Origin of the sequence: Aeromonas sp. XH (genome assembly GCF_033348475.1) — a bacterium.
Lineage (GTDB): Bacteria > Pseudomonadota > Gammaproteobacteria > Enterobacterales > Aeromonadaceae > Aeromonas > Aeromonas sanarellii.
This window is the reverse complement of record NZ_CP137630.1, coordinates 174,356-191,734: the sequence shown is the minus strand read 5'-3', so window position 1 is coordinate 191,734 and position 17,379 is coordinate 174,356. Positions and strand designations below refer to the sequence as shown.

The window sequence follows — 17,379 nt, the reverse complement described above, 5'->3', positions numbered from 1 at the left end:
TAGATGGCGACCCGGGATTACGTCGGCAACAGCCCGAGACGACGGGCGGGTGGCCGTAACATCAAGAAAGCGGCGCCTCGCCGCTTTCCTGTTATCCCGGCACTGCTGGCCGGGGCCCTGGTGGTCGGCTTCGGCGCCTTCCTCTACCTCATCAACGGCAAGGGGGCCGACGCCCCCACCATCGAGGAGCAGGTGAAGGCCAACAAGCCCAAGGCGCAGGGCAATGGCCTGCCCCAGGAGAAGTGGAGCTACATCGAGCGGCTGGAGAACAAGCAGGTGGACGTCATCGAGCCGCCGCCCCAGCCGGGCGTGCTGCCGCCGCCGCCCGCCGAGACCCTGACCCTGCAGCCGGAGAAGCTGCCGCAACCCGTGCCGACCGAGATCCCCCAGCCGGGGACCCCCATCGGCCAGGCCAAGCCCTACCAGCCGCAGCCGGTGCAGCCGCCCAAGCCGGCCACCGGCGCCCCGGTCGCCAGCGCCCGGGAGCAGGTGATCGACCAGAAGGCCGAGCGTGAGCGGATGGAGCGGGAGATCCGCGCCGAACTGGAGCGGGAACGGGCCGAGGCCGCCAGGGCCAAGGCGGCGACCCAGAGCACGCAAACGGCGGCCGCCGACGGCGGTCGCTACATGATGCAGTGCGCCGCCCTGCGCTCCCAGGACTCCGCGGAGTCGCTCAAGGCGCGCATCGCCTTCACCGCCGGCCTCTCCTCCAGCCTGCAGGTGGTCAACGGGGCCGGTGGCGCCGTCTACAAGGTGATGGTGGGCCCCTTCAACGGCAAGGCGGCGGCCGACGCGGCCAACCGCAAGCTGCAGGGCTCCGGCATCAGCGGCTGCATCCCCAAGAAGGGGTGATCGCCGCTTGCCAGGCACAGGGCCGGGTGAACAACACCCGGCCCTGTTTCTTTCGACCCCCTTCCTGAGCCCCCCTCGTCCCTCCCCCGATCCGGTCACTGAACAGGCTTGAAAAGCCGGTTGGCCATCCCCATCTTTGTTGCCATGCACAGTCAGGCCGTCATTCGGCTCAAGCGAGGTAAATGAAGTGACTACCATAGTTTCAGTTCGCCGCAACGGTCAGGTCGTCATCGGTGGCGATGGCCAGGTCTCCCTTGGCAACACCGTCATGAAGGGCAATGCCCGCAAGGTTCATCGCCTCTACAACGGCAAGGTGCTGGCAGGTTTCGCCGGCGGCACCGCCGACGCCTTCACCCTGCTCGAACGCTTCGAAGCCAAGCTGCAGGCCCACCAGGGCAACCTGGAGCGCGCCGCCGTGGCGCTGGCCAAGGACTGGCGCACCGACCGCGCCCTGCGCCGCCTCGAGGCCCTGCTGGCGGTCGCGGACGAGCACAAGTCCTTCATCATCACCGGCAACGGTGACGTGGTGCAGCCGGAGCACGATCTCATCGCCATCGGCAGCGGCGGCAACTTCGCCCAGTCCGCCGCCATCGCCCTGCTGGAGAACACGGACCTCGACGCCAAGAGCATCGTCGAGAAGGCCCTCAAGATCGCGGGCGACATCTGCGTGTTCACCAACCAGCATCACACAGTGGAAGTGCTGGACTACAGCGCCAAGTAAGCGCCCCCTCTTCTTAGGGGCGGCCAGGCCGCCCCCGACACAGGAATCCCATCATGTCCGAGATGACCCCGAGAGAAATCGTCCACGAGCTGGACAGGCACATCATTGGTCAGGCCGATGCCAAACGCGCGGTCGCCGTCGCCCTGCGCAACCGCTGGCGCCGGATGCAACTCAATGAGGAGATGCGCCACGAGGTGACCCCGAAGAACATCCTGATGATAGGCCCGACCGGCGTCGGCAAGACCGAGATCGCCCGCCGCCTGGCCAAGCTGGCCAACGCCCCCTTCATCAAGGTGGAGGCGACCAAGTTCACCGAGGTGGGCTATGTGGGCAAGGAAGTGGACAGCATCATCCGCGATCTGACCGACGTCGCCATCAAGCTGGTGCGCGAGACCGAGATGGAGAAGATGAAATACCGCGCCGAGGAGGCCGCCGAGGAGCGCATCCTCGACGCCCTGCTGCCAAACCCGCGCAACAGCTGGGGCGAGGAGGAGAAAGCCGACAACTCCAACACCCGCCAGATCTTCCGCAAGAAGCTGCGGGAAGGCCAGCTGGATGACAAGGAGATCGAGCTGGATCTGGCCGCCACCCCCATGGGCGTCGAGATCATGACCCCGCCGGGCATGGAAGAGATGGCGAACCAGCTGCAGGGGCTGTTCCAGAACCTGGGCCAGGGCCAGAAGAAGAAGCGCAAGGTCAAGGTCAAGGAGGCCATGAAGGCGCTGATCGAAGAGGAAGCAGCCCGCCTGGTCAACCCGGAAGAGCTCAAGCAGAAGGCCATCGCCTCCGTCGAGAACAACGGCATCGTCTTCCTCGACGAGATCGACAAGATCTGCAAGCGCGGCGAGAGTTCGGGCCCGGACGTTTCCCGTGAAGGGGTTCAGCGCGACCTGCTGCCCCTGGTCGAGGGCTGCACCGTCAACACCAAGCATGGCATGGTCAAGACAGACCACATCCTGTTCGTCGCCTCCGGCGCCTTCCAGATCGCCAAGCCGTCCGACCTCATCCCCGAGCTGCAGGGGCGCCTGCCGATCCGGGTCGAGCTGACAGCGCTGACCACCGAAGACTTCGAGCGCATCCTGACCGAGCCGAACGCCTCCCTGACCGATCAGTACCAGGCGCTGATGGCCACCGAAGGGGTCAAGATCGAGTTCACCCAGGACGGCATCCGCCGTCTGGCCGAGGCGGCCTGGCAGGTCAACGAGCGCACCGAGAACATAGGTGCCCGCCGTCTGCACACCGTGATGGAGCGCCTGATGGAGGACATATCCTTCGATGCCTCCGAGCAGTCCGGCGCGACCTTCGTCATCGACACCGACTACGTCAACGCCCACCTCGGCAAGCTGATTGAAGACGAGGACCTGAGCCGCTTTATCCTGTAACAGGTTGAGCGAAGGCGAGGATCCGAGCTGTTTCATCCTGTCACGGGTTGAGCGAAGACGAGGATCCGAGCTGTTTCACCCTGTCACGTGTTGAGCGAAGACGAGGATCCGAGCTGCTTCACCCTGTCACGGGTTGAGCGAAGACGAGAGTCCTGAATCTTTGCGTGCCAGAGACAACAACGCCTCCCCAGTGGAGGCGTTTTCTTTCGTGGCTCCGGGCTCAGGCCGTGGTCAACCTCTCGCGGTGCCAGGCACCGGCCAGCCCGATCGCCGTCACCAGCAGCAAGGCCGTCAGGGCAAAGGTGACCCGGGTGGCAAACACCAGTTCGTCCGCCGCGGCCGTGGCGAGATCGGGCCGCCCCACCAGGGTGGCGAACAGGGCACCCAGCCCCGCCGCCCCCGTCAGCTGGCCCAGATTGCGCGACAGGGTCAGCAGGCCGGCCACGGCCCCCCTGCTCCGCTCATCCACACCACCCACCACGGCGCTGTTGTTGGCGGTCTGGAACAGGGCGTAGCCGGCGGTCAGCAGCAGGATGGGCAGCAGGTAGCCGAGGGGGCCGAGGGCCGATCCCGGGAGGACGAGACAGGTCACGGCCCCCAGCATGAGCAGCAGCCCCAGCCGCACCACAAAGGTCGCGCCGACCCTGTCCACCAGCCAGCCGGCGGGCATGCCGGACAGCGCCGCCAGCAGGGGGCCGCCCGAGATCATTAGGCCCACGGTGCCCATGTCGAGGGCGAAGACCCCGTGCAGGTAGAAGGGGCCGATGAGCAGGGTCACCACCATGACGCTGGCCACCAGGGCGCTGGCGACGATGCCGTTGCGCCGCCCGGCATCCCCCGGCAGCCCAGGCGGCAACAGGGGCGCGTGGGAGCGCGCCTCGAGGCGCACAAACAGCGTGGTCGCCAACAGGGCCCCCAGCCCAGGCCAGATCCCGGCCAGGCTACCCCACGTCAGCGCCAGCCCGTAGCAGAGCAGCGCAACCACCAGCGCCAGCAGGCCGGGGAGAGGGAGCCCGTCCCGGGACGGATGCCCGTCATCCGGCGGCAGACCGCCCCAGAGACACCCTGACGCCAGCAGCCCGAGGGGGAGCAGCAGCAGGAAGGGGGCCTGCCAGCCAAATCCGTCGATCAGCAGACCGCCAAACGAGGGGCCGAGCGCCGTGCCGCAGGCCGACAGGGTGCCGAGCAACCCCATGCCCCAGCCGCGCCGGGTCGGCGGCACCAGCTGCCCCACCATGGCCAGCGAGAGCACCAGCATGCAGGCCGCTCCCGCCCCTTGCAGTACACGGGCCGCGATCAGCCAGCCGATGGAGGGCGCCAGGGCGCACAGCAGGGAGGCCAGCACGAACACCCCGGAGCCCCAGAGCAGCAGGCGACGGCGGCCGAGACGATCGCCGAGCCGACCTGCCACCACCGTCAGGCAGGTGATCCCCAGCAGATAGGCCACCAGCACCCACTGCAGGCTGGCAAAGGGCACCGCAAATACCGGCCCCAGGGCAGGCAGCACCAGGTTGGCCATGCTCCCCGCCAGCATGGGCAGCAGGGTGGCGAGCCCGAGCCCCGCGAGCCCCAGGCGGTGCGTCACGGGAGGGGAAACGAGAGGCTTTGTGGACATGGCAGTATCTCCGGCAAGTGATGATGCCGACAAGGCTAGTGGGCACGCTGACAAGGCGGAAGACGCACGGCTTGCAGCGTATAGCTGCACCAGACGCCATATCAAAGAGCCGCAGCTCGCGTATGATGGGAAGACTCAGAAGTACCGGCTGCGAGGGCAAGACCATGACCACACCCGATCTCAACCTGCTGCTCACCCTGGAGGCCCTGCTGGAGGAAGGCAGCGTGGCCGGCGCCGCCAGACGCCTCTCCCTGAGCCCCTCCGCCATGAGCCGGGCCCTGGCCAGGCTGCGGGAGACCACGGGGGATCCCCTGCTGGTGCGGGCCGGCCGTGGCCTGGTACCGACCCCCAGGGCGCGGGAGTTGGGCGAACGAGTCGGCCGGCTGGTGCAGGAGGCCCGAAGCGTGCTGCGTCCCCAGCAAGCGGTGGATCCGGCGAGCCTGGTGCGCACCTTTCGCCTGAGATCCAGCGACGGCTTCGTGGAGGCGGTCGGTCCCGCCCTGCTGGCCCGCCTCGCTGCCGAGGCCCCCGGAGTGCGACTCCATTTTCTGGCCAAGCCCGACAAGGAGAGCGGCCCCTTGCGCCGCGGCGAGCTGGACTTCGAGACCGGGGTGATAGGCGCACAGACGGCGCCCGAGCTGCGTACCCAGGCCCTGTTTCAGGACCACTTCGTCGCCGTGGTACGCCCGGATCACCCGCTCTGCGACGGCCCCCTGACCGCGGCCCGCTATGCCGCCGCTCGCCACGTACTGGTGTCCCGCCGGGGTCAACTCCACGGCCCCGTCGACGAGGTGCTCGCCACGCAGGGACTGACGCGGACCATTGCGACCCTGGTGCCCGGTTTTGCCACGGCGCTGGCCCTGGTGCGCGGCAGCGATCTGGTGGCGACCGTGCCCAGATTGCACTGCGCCAGCCTGCTCGGCGACCTGGTCACCCTGCCCCTGCCCTTCTCGCTGCCCGGGATCCGGGTCGCCCTGCTCTGGCACCCCAGCCAGGATGCGGACCCAGCCCACCGCTGGCTGCGCACCTTGATACGCGAGACCTGCGCCCGTCCGCCTTATCGAACAAGGGTCGCCGACACGCCATAACACCGGCAGCGCGGCCTGAATCGGAGAGACCTGAGCCCGCCCTCCTTCTTATCGGACCGAGATCGCCGATACCCCATAGCGCCGGCTGCGCGGCCTGGATCGGTGAGCCCCCTCTTCCTTCTTATCGGACGGCGATCGCCGACCTCCCATAGCGCTCGCGGATCACACTGCTGAAAAAAATCCCGTCACCCGCTTCCGCTATTTTTATACGCACGTATAATTACGTGCAAAGTTTGTACACCAGGAGCGATCGCAGGATGCACCCGACCCGTCAGAAACTGCTCGATACCGGCCTTGCCATCGCCACCGACAAGGGGCTGCGCGGCCTCACGGTGCGCGAGCTGGCGACGGCGGCCGAGGTCAATCTCGGCACCTTCGTCTATCACTTCGGCAACCGCGATGCCTATATCGACGAGCTGGTGGAGCTCTGGTACGCCCCCCTCTACGACGAGCTCAAGGCGGTGGCGGCCCGCGGCGCCTACCCCTCTGCCCTGGCAACCTTCGAGGCCACCATGCAGGCGCTGATCACCCTGGTGGCCCGCCAGCGTGGCTTCATCAACCACCTGTTTGGTGATGCTCTGGCCGGCGAGAACGCGGCCCAGCGCTTTCTGCTGAGCCTGCCGCGCCGCCACCCCCTGCTGCTGCTCGAACAGGTGCAAAAAGCGCAGGCGGAAGGATCCCTGGTGGCGGCCAACCCCTTGCAGCTGATGATCTTCATCATGGGTTCCGTGGGCCTGCCCCTGGTGATCGCCGGTGGCGGGCGCCAACTCGGCTGGCTGCCCAGGGAAGCCGCGCCCTTCCTCGCCCAGATCGACAACCCCGAGGCTGCCCGGCAGCGGCTGGCGTGGGCCCTGCGTGGCCTGCGCCCCACCGAAGGAGAACGGGTATGAAACAACGCATTGCGCTGGTGGCCCTCCTACTGGCCCTGATCGGCGGCTACCTCTGGTGGCAGGGGCGGCCCGCCGACGGCTCCATCCTCTACGGCAACGTCGACATCCGCGACGTCAATCTGGCCTTTCGGGTCGGGGGGCGCGTCGAACGGGTGCTGGTGGATGAGGGGGACGGGGTGAAAGCCGGCCAGCCACTGGCACGCCTGGATCCGGCGCCCCTCACCCACAGCCGCGACAGTGCCCGCGCCAATCTGGTCGCGATTAGTGCCGCCAACGCCTTGATGCACAAGGGGTATCGCAGCGAGGAGACGGACCGTGCCCGGGCCGAGCTGGCGGCCGCCGAGGCCGCCGCGCTGGAGGCCGACAAGCAGTGGCGCCGCCAGAGCGCCCTGGCGGCCACCGGTGCCATCTCCCGCGGCCAGCTCGACAGCGCACGCTCCCAGCGGGATCAGACCCAGGCCAGGGTGCGCGCCGCCCGCGAGCAGCTCGCCCAGCTCGAAACCGGCTATCGCCCCGAGGAGATCGCCCAGTCCGACGCCCAACTGGACGGCGCCAAGGCGGCGCTGGCCAGCGCCGAGCTGGCGCTCGCCGACGCCGTGCTGACCGCCCCGAGCGACGGCATCATTCTGACCCGCGCCATCGAGCCAGGCACCCTGGTGCAGGCGGGGGCCACCGCCTTCAACCTCTCCCTGACCGCGCCGGTCTGGGTGCGCGCCTATGTGGAAGAGCCCTGGCTTGGCCACTTCCCGAGCGGCGCCAGGGTGCAGCTCACCACCGACTCGCGGCCGGACAAGCCCTATCAGGGGGTGGTGGGCTTTGTCTCGCCCACCGCCGAGTTCACCCCGAAATCGGTGGAGACGCCGGATCTTCGCACCCATCTGGTCTACCGGCTGCGCATCGTGGTGCAGGATCCCGACCCGGCCCTGCGCCAGGGGATGCCGGTCACCGTCAGGCTGGCCCCATGAGCGCCGCCATCCGGCTCGAGGGGTTGACCAAGCGCTTTGGCGAGCGCGTGGCGCTGGATGCCGTCTCGGCCACCATACCGAGCGGCGGCATCACGGGCCTGGTGGGACCGGACGGGGCGGGCAAGAGCACCCTGCTGCGCCTGCTCGCCGGCCTGCTGGTGCCGGAGGCGGGGCAGAGCCGGGTGCTGGGGCTGGATCCGGTGCAGGAAGGCGATGCCTTGCGCCAGCGCCTCGGCTACATGCCCCAGCAGTTCGGCCTCTATGAAGATCTCAGCGTGCTGGAGAACCTCGCCCTCTACGCCGACCTGCGCGGCGTGGTGGAGCCCGAGCGCAGCACGACGTTTGCCCGGCTGCTCGCCTTCACCGATCTCGCCCGCTTCACCGCCAGGCCGGCGGGCAAGCTCTCGGGGGGCATGAAGCAGAAACTCGGGCTGGCCTGCGCCCTGCTCGGCACCCCGGATGTGCTGCTGCTGGACGAGCCCGGGGTCGGGGTCGACCCCATCTCCCGCCGCGCCCTGTGGAAGATGGTGCGCGAGCTCGCCCAGGGAGGCATGACGGTGCTCTGGAGCACCGCCTATCTCGATGAAGCTGAGCTCTGCGATCACGTGCTGCTGATGGCGGACGGCGAGCTGCGCACCAGCGGCACCCCGGCGGAACTCATGGGGGCCATGGCGCACCGCTGCTGGCTGCTGGAGGCGGGTCAGCTGGATGGCCGGGAGCGGCGCGCCCTGCTGCGCCGGGCGCTGGCCCATCCTGCCGTGATGGATGGCGCCGTGGCCGGAGAGCGGGTGCGCCTGCTGCTGCACGCCGGCGTGGCAACCCCCTCGCTGGCGGAGCTGGGGCTCTCTGAGGGGGCCTTCGTACCGACCCCGGCCCGACTGGAGGACGCCTTCATCGACCTGCTCGGCGGCGGCCCCGGCGGAGAGTCGAGCCTGGCGGCCGGGATGCGCGAGGCCGCGCTGCCGGCAGGGGTCTCCCCCGAAGCGGTGATCGAGGCGCGCCACCTCACCAAGCGTTTCGGCGACTTCGCGGCCACCGACGACGTCAGCTTCGCGGTGCGCCGGGGCGAGATCTTCGGCCTGCTCGGCCCCAACGGCGCCGGCAAGTCCACCACCTTCAAGATGGAGTGCGGCCTGCTGCGCCCAAGCGGTGGCCAGGCCCTGGTGACCGGCATCGATCTGGCCCGCAGCCCCTCGGCGGCGCGCCAGCACCTCGGCTACATGGCCCAGAAGTTCTCCCTCTACAAGCAGCTCACCGTGGCCCAGAACCTCGCCTTCTTCGCCGGCATCTACGGCCTGTTCGGTCGTGCCCAGCAGGCACGCATCGACGCCATGGTGACGGCCTTCGCCCTCGCCCCCTGGCTCGATCAGAAGGCGGAGTCCCTGCCGCTGGGGCTGCGCCAGCGCTTATCGCTGGCCTGCGCCCTGCTGCACGCGCCGCCGCTGCTGTTTCTCGACGAGCCCACCTCCGGGGTCGACCCTGTCACCCGGCGCGAGTTCTGGTCCCACATCAACGCCCTGGCCGATCACGGGGTGACCGTGCTGGTCACCACCCACTTCATGGACGAGGCGGAGTATTGCGACCGCATCGCCCTCATCTACCGCGGCAAGCTGCTGGCCCTCGGCACCCCGGACGAGCTCAAGGGGCTGGCCGCCAAGGACACAAGCACCGCCTTGCCAACCATGGAAGAGGCCTTTATCACTTTGGTCGAGCGGGCCGACGAGGAAACCCCATGAGCATCAGCCGTCGCCGCCTGCTGGCCCTCTGCCGCAAGGAGTCGCTGCAGATAGTGCGCGACCCGAGCAGCATACTGGTCGCCTTCATCATGCCGGTGGTGCTGCTGGTGGTGATGGGGTACGCCATCAACCTGGACGTGGACCACCTGCGCCTCGGGGTCTGGCGTGCCGACGGCGGGGCGCCGGCGATCCGCTTAGAGCAGGCTCTGCGCGGCTCCACCGCCCTGGAGGTGCAGGGTGGCCCGAGCAAGGAGGCACTGCTGGGGAGCCTTGAGCACGGCAAGATCCGGGGGCTGCTGGTGATCGACGAGGGCTTCTCCCGCGCCCTGGCCGGCCAGGGAGGGGGGGCTGCGTCCATCGTCCTGCTCACCGACGGCACCGAGCCCAACACGGCGAACTTCGTCACCAACTACGTGCAGGGGATCTGGCAAGGCTGGCTTCTCGGTGAGGGCAAGCCCCAGAGCCAGCCGGTGGAGCTGCGCACCCGGGCCTGGTTCAATCCGGCGCTGGTGAGCCGCAACTTCTTGGTGCCGGGCTCCATCGCCGTGGTGATGACCATCATAGGCGCCCTGCTCACCTCCATGGTGGTTGCCAGGGAGTGGGAGCGCGGCACCATGGAGGCCCTGCTCGCCACCCCGGTGACCAGGACCGAGCTGCTGCTCTCCAAGCTCTTGCCCTATTACGGGCTCGGCATCGCCGCCATGCTCATCTGCCTGCTCTTCTCCGTGGTGGTGATGGGGGTACCCTGGCGCGGCTCCCTGGTCGTCCTGTTCTTGGTCACCAGCCTGTTTCTCGGCAGCGCCCTGGGGCTGGGGCTGTTTCTCTCCACCCTGATGCGCAGCCAGTTCAACGCCGCCCAGGCGGCCCTGACGGCGGCCTTCCTGCCGGCCATGATGCTCTCGGGCTTCGTGTTCGAGATCGCCAGCATGCCGCCTTGGCTTCGGGCCATCACTCACCTCATTCCGGCCCGCTACTTTGCCAGCTCGTTGCAGACCCTCTATCAGGCGGGCAACGTGCTGTCGATCCTGCTGGTCAACGCCCTCAGCCTGCTGCTGCTGGCGCTCTTCTGGCTCATCCTCACCGCCCGCAAGACGCGGCGCACCCTGGAGTAAGCATGCTGACTCGACTCTGGTGGCTGGTGCGAAAAGAGCTCGCCATCCTGCTGGGTAACACCCAGGGGCGCTTCCTGCTGATCATGCCGGTGCTGCTGCAGACCGCCCTCTTCCCCTTCGCCGCCACCCTGGAGGTGACCGGCAACATGCTGGCCGTCTACAACCAGGACGGCGGCGCCGAGAGCCGCGAGCTGATCGAGCGCCTCACCCATATGCCCGCCTTCACCACCATCATTCCGGTGCAAGGCGAGGCGGGCATGACCGAGGCCGTCACCGGGCAGCAGGCGCTGCTCGGGCTGATCATCCCCCCCGACTTCTCCCACCGGCTGGCCCGCGGCGACACAGCCCCGCTGCAGCTTGTCATCGATGGGCGTCGCTCCAACGGCGGCCAGGTGGCGGCGGGCTACATCAACCAGGTGATCGCCCGCTGGCAGAGCGAGGGGCGCGGCGCCCCCGAGCTGCCGGTGCGCCACCTCTACAACCCCAACATCGAGTTTCGTTGGCACGTGCTCCCCTCCCTGGTGGCCATCATCACCACCATAGGCTGCCTCATCGTCACCGCACTCTCGGTGGCGCGGGAGCGGGAGGAGGGCACCTTCGACCAGCTGCTGGTCTCCCCCCTCACCCCGGGCTGGATCATGGCGGGCAAGGCGGTGCCCGGCATCCTAGTGGCGGTGGGACAGGGCACCATAGTCGCGCTGGCTGCCCGCTTCGTCTATCAGGTGCCCTTTTCCGGCAGCCTGACCCTGCTGCTGGCCGGCATGGTCTGCTACGGCCTGGCGCTCGCCGGGATCGGTCTCTTCATCTCCTCCCTCTGCACCACCCAGCAGCAGGCGTTTCTCGGGGTCTTCTGCTTCATGGTGCCGGCGGTGATCCTCTCTGGCTATGTCTCGCCGGTGGAGAACATGCCGGCCCTGTTCCAGTGGCTGGCCGCCATCGACCCCCTCACCCACTTCATCGTGCTGCTCAAGGGGGTCTTCCTGAAGGGGCTGGGCTGGTCGGCCGCCTGGCCCCTGCTCTGGCCCCTGATCGCCATCGGCGGCATCAGCCTGTCCCTCGCGCTCGCCCTGTTCCGTCGCCATATTGCCTGACGCGCCACCTTGTTCAGCTGATGCCCATTGATACCGGTCTCGCCCAGTGCGAGACCGGCCTTTTTCCGACATAAGTTTTCACTCCCCGGCAGTTGGTAAACCAGGCTTTCCCTCCACCATCCCTCACCCCGAGCCAGCCCAGAAATCATTAACTGGTATACCTATTTTTGTATAGTGTTGAATTTTCTCGAATTACCCCTGAGGAGATATATAAATAGACACTTGATTTGCATCAATTGGCCGCCCCCTCCGACTGGGTAGCCTTGCCTCAGAATGATGTTTTATTACTCCAAACTTGAGGCAACTATGAGCAAAGTCAGACTGGTCGTTGTGGGCAACGGCATGGTGGGGCACCGCTTCATCGAAGAGCTGATCGAGCGGGCCGACCCGGGCCGCTACGAGATCACCGTCTTCGGTGCAGAACCCCGTCCCGCCTACGATCGCGTCCATCTCTCCTCCTACTTCTCCCATCACACCAGCGAAGATCTCTCCCTCGTCAAACCCGGTTTCTACGACAAGCACGGCATCCGCCTGCTGCTCGGCGAAGCGGTGAAAAAAATCGACAGGGCCAACCGCGAAGTGCTCTCCAACAAGGGCACAGTGGTCGAGTACGACAAGCTGGTGCTGGCCACCGGCTCCTACCCCTGGGTGCCGCCCATCCAGGGCAGCCAGCACCACGAGTGCTTCGTCTATCGCACCATCGAGGATCTGAAAGCCATCCGCAGCGCCGCCAAGAGCGGCAAGAGCGGGGTGGTGATCGGGGGCGGCCTGCTTGGCCTGGAAGCCGCCGGCGCCCTCAAGGCGCTGGGCCTCGAGACCCACGTGGTGGAGTTTGCTCCTGTGCTGATGGCCGAGCAGCTCGACGGTCAGGGCGGCCAGCTGCTGCGCCGCAAGATTGAATCCATGGGTGTGCAGGTGCACACCAGCAAGAGCACCAGCGAGATCCTGATGCACGGCGGTGAGCAGGCGAAACACCGCCTCGCCTTCGCCGACGGCAGTCAGCTGGAAGTGGACGTGGTGGTCTTCTCCACCGGCATCCGCCCGCAGGATACCCTGGGCCGTTACGGCGATCTGGCCATCGCCGAGCGCGGCGGCATCGTCATCGACGATCACTGCCTCACCTCCGACCCCGACATCTACGCCATCGGCGAGTGCGCCGCCTGGCAGGGCCGCTTCTTCGGGCTGGTGGCGCCGGGCTACAAGATGGCCCAGATCACCGTCGACCATCTGCTCGGCGGCAACAGCCGCTTCGAGGGGGCGGACATGAGCGCCAAGCTCAAGCTGCTCGGCGTCTCCGTCGGCTCCATCGGCGATGCCCACGGCCGCACCCCGGGCAGCCACAGCTATGTGTTCCAGGACGACCAGGCCGGCGTCTACAAGAAGATCGTGGTGAGCGAAGACAACAGCCGATTGCTCGGCGCCGTGCTGGTCGGTGACGTGGAAGATTACGGCAACCTGCTGCAGATGATGCTCAATGCCCTGCCCCTGCCGAGCCACCCGGACACCCTGATCCTGCCGGCCTACGCCGGTGCCAAGCCGACGCTGGGGGTGGATGCCCTGCCGGAGAGCGCCCAGATCTGCTCCTGCTTCGACGTCTCCAAGGGCGACATCGCCCAGGCCGTCGCCGAGGGTCACACCACCCTGGCCGCCATCAAGCAGCACACCAAGGCCGGTACCGGCTGCGGCGGCTGCGTGCCGCTCATCAGTCAGGTGCTCAACGCCGAGCTGGTGAAGCAGGGCATCGAGGTCAACAACCATCTCTGCGGCCACTTCCCCTACTCCCGTCAGGAGCTGTTCCACCTGGTCAAGGTGGAGGGGATCAAGAGCTTCGACGAGCTGCTGGCCAGGCACGGTCACGGCCATGGCTGCGAGGTGTGCAAACCGACCGTCGGCTCCATCCTCGCCTCCTGCTGGAACGACTATGTGCTGAGCCCGCTCAACACCCAGCTGCAGGACACCAACGACATCTTCCTCGGCAACATGCAGAAGGACGGCACCTACTCCGTCATCCCGCGCATGGCCGGCGGCGAGGTGACCCCGGAAGGGCTGCTGGCGGTGGCCGAAGTGGCCCGCGACTACAAGCTCTACACCAAGATCACCGGTGCCCAGCGCATCGGCCTGTTCGGTGCCCAGAAAGACGATCTGCCCGCCATCTGGCGCAAGTTGCTGGCGGCCGGCTTCGAGACCGGTCAGGCCTACGCCAAGGCGCTGCGCATGGCCAAGACCTGCGTCGGCAGCACCTGGTGCCGCTTCGGCGTGCAGGACAGCGTCGGCCTCGGGGTCTTCCTCGAGAACCGCTACAAGGGCATCCGCACCCCGCACAAGATGAAGTTCGGTGTCTCCGGCTGTACCCGCGAATGCGCGGAAGCGCAGGGCAAGGACGTCGGCATCATCGCCACGGACGCGGGCTGGAACCTCTATGTGGGCGGCAACGGCGGCATGAAGCCGCGCCACGCCGACCTGCTCGCCTCCGATCTGGACCGCGAGAGCCTGATCAAGCTGATCGACCGCTTTATGATGTTCTACGTCACCAGCGCCGACAAACTGCAACGGACCTCGGTCTGGCTCGGCAACCTGGAAGGGGGCGTCGACTACCTGCGCGAGGTGATCGTCGACGACAAGCTGGGACTGAATGCCACCCTGGAGCACGACATCCAGGTGCTGATCGACAGCTACGAGTGCGAGTGGTCCCGCACCCTGAATGAAGAGGAGCAACTCAAGCGCTTCAGCCACTTCATCAACAGCGGCAAGCGCGATCCGGACGTTCAGTTCGTCGCCGAGCGCGACCAGCACAGACCGGCTACCCCGGCCGAGCGCATCCCCGTCTACCAGATCGACATGGAGGCAAAGTGATGAAACTCGCATGCCAACTCAATGACATATTCCCTGGCACCGGCGTCTGTGCCCTGATCGAGGGTCGCCAGAATATGCCTGTTTCGCTCGATGTGGAGGTTCAATCATGAAATTCGCCTGCCAACTGAACGACATACTCCCTGGCACCGGCGTCTGTGCTCTGCTGGAAGGTCGTCAGATCGCCCTGTTCCGCCCGAGCGCGGCGGCCGAGGTGTTCGCCATCGACAATCGGGACCCCTTCTTCGCCGCCAACGTACTGTCGCGGGGCATCATCTGCGAACACGAGGGCGAGCTCTGGGTCGCCAGTCCGCTCAAGAAGCAGCACTTCCGTCTGAGCGACGGCCACTGCCTCGAAAATGCAGCCATGTCGGTGCAGGGCTACCCCGTCGAAGTGCGTGACCAGCAGGTCTGGGTCGCCGTCTAACAGCAGACCCCACCCCGGCCCTCCCCTTCGCAAGGGGAGGGAGCAAAAAGCCCCTCCCCCTTGACAAGGGGGAGGCTGGGAGGGGGTTCAAAAAACAGTCAGGGCTGCCCGCAGGCGGCCCTCTTGAAGGAACCAAAGATGTATACCGAAACCATCAACAAGTGCGCCGCCAACGCGGCCCGCATCAACCGCTTCGAGCGCAGCGACAAGCTCGGCTTCTGGCTCAGCTCCGCCATGGCGGGGGCCTATGTGGGCCTCGGCATCATACTCATCTTCACCCTGGGCAACCTGGTGGATCCCAGCGTGCGTCCGCTGGTGATGGGGGCCACCTTCGGCATCGCCCTGACCCTGGTGATCATCGCCGGCTCCGAGCTGTTCACCGGCCACACCATGTTCCTCACCTTCGGGGTGAAGACGGGCAAGATCGCCATGGGGGATCTGCTGCGCATCCTGCCGCAGACCTGGGCCGGCAACCTGATTGGCTCCGTCGTGGTGGCGCTCATCTACTCCTACGGCGGCAGCCTGCTGCCGGACGCAGGCAGCCTGGCCCACAAGGTGGCGCTGGCCAAGACCCAGGCACCGGCGCTGACCCTGTTCATGAAGGGCTTGCTGTGCAACTGGCTGGTCTGCCTCGCCATCTGGATGGCGCTGCGCACCGAAGGGGCCGCCCGCTTCATCGCCATCTGGTGGTGCCTGCTGGCCTTCATCGCCTCCGGCTACGAGCACTCGGTCGCCAACATGACCCTGTTCGCCCTCTCCTGGTTCGGTGCCCATTCCGAGGCCTACACCCTGGGCGGCATCGGCCACAACCTGCTGTGGGTGACCCTGGGCAACACCGTCTCCGGCGCCCTCTTCATGGGCCTCGGCTACTGGTATGCCACCCCCAAGGCTGAGCGCCCGGTCGCGGTGAGCGATGCCACCACCACTGCCAGCCAGACCCAAACCGCCTGATCAGGAGGCCCCATGGACTACTTGCCCATCTTTTGCCGACTCGACAACAAACCCGTGCTGCTGGTCGGCGGCGGCGAGGTAGCACAGCGCAAGGCGCGCCTGCTGCTGGATGCCGGTGCCCAGCTCACAGTAGTCGCGCCCGAGCTCGACCCCGAGCTGGCGGAACTGGCTGCCAACGGGAGCATCGAGTGGCTGGCCGGTGAATTCGCGCCGGCACAACTGACGGGCAAGTGGCTGGTGGTGGCCGCCACCGATCGGCGCGAGGTGAATGCACTGGTTTACCAGTGCGCCAACCGGGTGCGGATCTTTGCCAACGTGGTGGACGACCCGAAACGCTCCAGCTTCATCATGCCGTCGATCATCGACCGCTCGCCGCTGATGGTGGCCATCTCCTCCGGCGGCAAGGCCCCGGTGCTGGCCCGGCTGCTGCGGGAAAAACTGGAAGCACTGCTGCCCCAGCATCTGGGCGCCGTCACCGCCTTCGCCGGCAGCCTGCGGGATCGGGTCAAGGCGCGCTTCGCCACCATGGGGGAGCGGCGCCGCTTCTGGGAGCGGCTGCTCGGGGCGGACCGGCTCGGGCAGGCGCTGGCACGGGGGGATAGCGCCTCTGCCAATCGGCTGGCCGACAGCCTGTTTGCCGACGAGAGCCAGAGTGTTGGCGAGGTGGTACTGGTGGGGGCAGGCCCCGGCGATCCGGGCCTGCTCACCCTGCACGCCCTGCGCCAGATGCAGCAGGCGGACGTGGTGGTCTATGACCGGCTGGTCTCGGACGAGGTGATGGCGCTGGTGCGCCGGGATGCCAAGCGCATCTTCGTCGGCAAGCAGGCGGGCAACCACTGCGTGCCCCAGGAGGGGATCAACCAGCTGTTGCTGGAGGAGGCGAAGAAGGGCCAGCGGGTGGTGCGGTTGAAGGGAGGCGACCCCTTTATCTTCGGCCGTGGCGGCGAGGAGCTGGAGACGCTGGTCGGCAGCGGCATCGGTTTTCAGGTGGTGCCGGGGATCACCGCGGCCAGCGGCTGTGCGGCCTACGCCGGCATTCCGCTGACCCACCGGGATCACGCCCAGAGCGTGCGCTTCGTCACCGCCCACGGCAAGGGTGGGGCCCGGGATCTCGACTGGCCGCTGCTGGCCAAAGATCGGCAAACGCTGGTCTTCTATATGGGGCTTTCATCCTGCGGGGTAATCCGCGATCAGCTGCTGGCCCACGGCAAGGCGGGCGACACCCCGGTGGCGCTGATTGAGCGCGGCACCCAGCCAAGCCAGCGGGTCATTCGCGGCACCCTCGATCAGCTGCCCGAGCTGGCAGTGGGGGTCGAGAGTCCGGCCCTGATCATGGTGGGATCCGTCGTCACACTGGCCGACCAGCTTGCCTGGTTTGGCGAAGCACCACAGGTTCAGCGAGCCCTCGCCTGAGCCTTTTTCGTCACCGGATCCCGGCTGAGGGGATCCGGGGATGAATGGCCCAAAAACCCCGCCGAGACGGGCTGCCGAGAGCCACACCGTCAACATAAGTAAAAATATGGGCATTAACGGAAAATCCATAAAATAGATTTATACCGAACTATTGTCCCCCTCACTCCACCCTGCCCGCCTGTGCAGCGCCCCCGGCCGAATAAATGTCCGCACCGCTGCGCACCGTCATAACCTGTTGTTTTAAGTCTGGTATCCTATGGGGTGTGTCAGCCGGACCACCGAATTC

14 protein-coding genes are annotated in these 17,379 nt (G+C 67.1%); 13 read left to right on the top strand and 1 reads right to left on the bottom strand.

What is annotated here, in order from left to right; all coding sequences use genetic code 11:
- The first annotated feature begins 3 nt into the window (after positions 1-3).
- The 3 genes from R2B70_RS00860 (at position 4) to hslU (ending at position 2,955) form a co-directional block, all read left to right on the top strand.
- Complete coding sequence (locus R2B70_RS00860) at positions 4-852, top strand: SPOR domain-containing protein (protein WP_318162410.1); 849 nt, start codon at positions 4-6, stop codon at positions 850-852.
- Positions 853-1,039: 187 nt separating this feature from the next.
- Positions 1,040-1,573 (top strand): ATP-dependent protease subunit HslV, encoded by a 534-nt coding sequence (hslV, locus tag R2B70_RS00855; protein WP_042078734.1) that lies wholly within the window; start codon positions 1,040-1,042, stop codon positions 1,571-1,573.
- A gap of 53 nt (positions 1,574-1,626) precedes the next feature.
- Positions 1,627-2,955 (top strand): HslU--HslV peptidase ATPase subunit, encoded by a 1,329-nt coding sequence (gene hslU, locus R2B70_RS00850; protein ID WP_042078733.1) that lies wholly within the window; start codon positions 1,627-1,629, stop codon positions 2,953-2,955.
- Between the two features lie 220 nt (positions 2,956-3,175).
- Here hslU and R2B70_RS00845 read toward each other — a convergent pair whose 3' ends face one another.
- A complete protein-coding gene (locus R2B70_RS00845; RefSeq protein ID WP_318162409.1) occupies positions 3,176-4,570 on the bottom strand; it encodes an MFS transporter in 1,395 nt (464 codons plus the stop codon).
- 164 nt (positions 4,571-4,734) lie between these two features.
- On the opposite strand from R2B70_RS00845, the gene R2B70_RS00840 reads away from it, so the two are divergent.
- From R2B70_RS00840 to cysG, 10 genes are all read left to right on the top strand, one after another.
- Entirely contained in the window at positions 4,735-5,658 is a 924-nt protein-coding gene (locus R2B70_RS00840; protein WP_216991766.1) for a LysR family transcriptional regulator, read from the top strand.
- A 257-nt stretch (positions 5,659-5,915) separates the two neighbouring features.
- Positions 5,916-6,548: a TetR/AcrR family transcriptional regulator gene (locus R2B70_RS00835; RefSeq protein ID WP_318162408.1), complete on the top strand. Its 633-nt coding sequence runs from the start codon at positions 5,916-5,918 to the stop codon at positions 6,546-6,548.
- A complete protein-coding gene (gene hlyD, locus R2B70_RS00830; protein WP_318162407.1) occupies positions 6,545-7,513 on the top strand; it encodes a secretion protein HlyD in 969 nt (322 codons plus the stop codon). Before R2B70_RS00835 ends, hlyD begins: the two co-directional genes overlap by 4 nt.
- On the top strand, positions 7,510-9,249 hold the full coding sequence (locus R2B70_RS00825; RefSeq protein WP_318162406.1) for an ATP-binding cassette domain-containing protein: 1,740 nt from the start codon (positions 7,510-7,512) through the stop codon (positions 9,247-9,249). The genes hlyD and R2B70_RS00825 overlap by 4 nt, the downstream gene beginning before the upstream one ends.
- Entirely contained in the window at positions 9,246-10,361 is a 1,116-nt protein-coding gene (locus tag R2B70_RS00820; RefSeq protein ID WP_318162405.1) for an ABC transporter permease, read from the top strand. The genes R2B70_RS00825 and R2B70_RS00820 overlap by 4 nt, the downstream gene beginning before the upstream one ends.
- Positions 10,362-10,363: 2 nt before the next feature.
- Positions 10,364-11,452 (top strand): ABC transporter permease, encoded by a 1,089-nt coding sequence (locus R2B70_RS00815; RefSeq protein ID WP_318162404.1) that lies wholly within the window; start codon positions 10,364-10,366, stop codon positions 11,450-11,452.
- A 306-nt stretch (positions 11,453-11,758) separates the two neighbouring features.
- Positions 11,759-14,305, top strand: a complete 2,547-nt coding sequence (gene nirB / locus R2B70_RS00810) for a nitrite reductase large subunit NirB (RefSeq protein WP_318162403.1) — start codon at positions 11,759-11,761, stop codon at positions 14,303-14,305.
- Positions 14,306-14,411: 106 nt separating this feature from the next.
- Positions 14,412-14,729: a nitrite reductase small subunit NirD gene (nirD, locus tag R2B70_RS00800; RefSeq protein ID WP_318162402.1), complete on the top strand. Its 318-nt coding sequence runs from the start codon at positions 14,412-14,414 to the stop codon at positions 14,727-14,729.
- Between the two features lie 138 nt (positions 14,730-14,867).
- The gene (gene nirC, locus R2B70_RS00795) at positions 14,868-15,680 is read left to right on the top strand and encodes a nitrite transporter NirC (protein WP_318162401.1); all 813 of its coding nucleotides are present in this window, start codon (positions 14,868-14,870) and stop codon (positions 15,678-15,680) included.
- A 12-nt stretch (positions 15,681-15,692) separates the two neighbouring features.
- On the top strand, positions 15,693-17,093 hold the full coding sequence (cysG, locus tag R2B70_RS00790; protein WP_318162400.1) for a siroheme synthase CysG: 1,401 nt from the start codon (positions 15,693-15,695) through the stop codon (positions 17,091-17,093).
- The last annotated feature ends 286 nt before the right edge of the window (positions 17,094-17,379 follow it).